The sequence below is a fragment of the Bradyrhizobium sp. JR4.3 genome, from assembly GCF_040547695.1.
Classification (GTDB): domain Bacteria; phylum Pseudomonadota; class Alphaproteobacteria; order Rhizobiales; family Xanthobacteraceae; genus Bradyrhizobium; species Bradyrhizobium canariense.
The window spans coordinates 1-1,210 of sequence record NZ_JBEPQF010000096.1; the positions used below are offsets into that span (position 1 = coordinate 1).

Consider the following 1,210-nt stretch of genomic DNA (forward strand, 5'->3'; position numbering starts at 1 on the left):
GCGAGGGCTTTGCGTAAATCGCGAATCTGCGATTCTCTAAGAGACATCTGAAGAGGATCTGGGGATGGCATATCGGCAGGTGGGGCAACCGAGCTTCGCAGATGCGTTGGCGTCGCGGCGGGGCAAAGGGGGTGCGGTCCTGAGGCGGATTGGCGAACTGGTGGATTGGGCGGCTGTCGAGCGCGTGCTGAGCGGCCTGCCGGAGCCGGAGCGTGGCGCGCCGGCCTATCCTCGGCTGGTGATGTTCAAGGCTGTGCTGTTGCAGCAATGGTACGGTCTGTCCGATCCGGAACTGGAAGAAGCGCTCGATGACCGGGCCTCGTTCCGCGACTTCTGCGGCTTTGCGCTGGGCGACGAGACGCCCGACCACACGACGATCTGGCGCTTCCGCGAAGCTTTGCAGCAGGCTGGCCTGGACGAGACGCTGTTTGCCGAGATGCTGCGCCAGATCGACGCGCGCGGGCTGGTGCTGCGCCGAGGCACATTGATCGACGCCAGCCTGATCCCGGCGGCCGTGAAACCGCCGAAGCCGCCAAAGGACCCGCTGCCTCCCGGCCCGGACGGACGCCCGCCGAGCAAGCTGGTCAATAGCGAGCGCGATACGGATGCGCGATGGACCAAGAAGGGTGGCAAGCGATACTTCGGCTACAAGGCGCATGTCGGTGTCGACCAGGGCTCGGCGATCATTCGTCGCAGCAAGCTGACCGACGCTGCGGTCAACGATACGGTGCCCGCCGACGAATTGATCAGCGGTGACGAGAAGGCGGTCTACGCCGACCAGGCCTATGACAAGCATGAGCGTCGCGCCGGGCTGGCTGCCCGGGGCATCAAGCCGCGGCTGATGTTCCGGCCCAACAAGCATCATCCCCTGACCGAACGGCAGAAGCGCTTCAACGACGCCGTGGGACGGCGCCGCGCCCCGGTCGAGCAGGTCTTCGCGCGCCTCAAGGGCGTCTACGGCTGGGCGCGAGCCCGCTATCTGGGCCTGGCACGCAATCATACCCATCTGCGTCTTCTCTGCCTGGCCATGAACCTCAAACGATGGGCGGTCCTGTGTCCCGCGGGAGGTGTGGTGTGACCGCCACAGCCCAAGGCCATCGATCGGCCACGAAAACAAGACCGTCTGCGTTCGCGCGCCATCCGAGGCCGCACAAAAAAATACCCCATATCGAGCCTCACTCCCGCTCGGCCAATTAAGCAAAGCCCTCGC

The 1,210-nt window shown here is 65.1% G+C and carries 1 protein-coding gene; it reads left to right on the plus strand.

Translation table 11 applies throughout. The features are described 5' to 3' along the window. Positions 1–64: 64 nt before the first annotated feature. Positions 65–1,078, plus strand: coding sequence for an IS5 family transposase (locus tag ABIB91_RS41665; protein ID WP_007592298.1), 1,014 nt, complete (start codon positions 65–67; stop codon positions 1,076–1,078). Positions 1,079–1,210: the final 132 nt, after the last annotated feature.

Bases quoted from the DNA above. Each gene is read 5' to 3' on its own strand.
- ABIB91_RS41665 (WP_007592298.1), top strand. From the start codon at position 65: ATGGCATATCGGCAGGTGGGGCAACCGAGCTTCGCAGATGCGTTGGCG.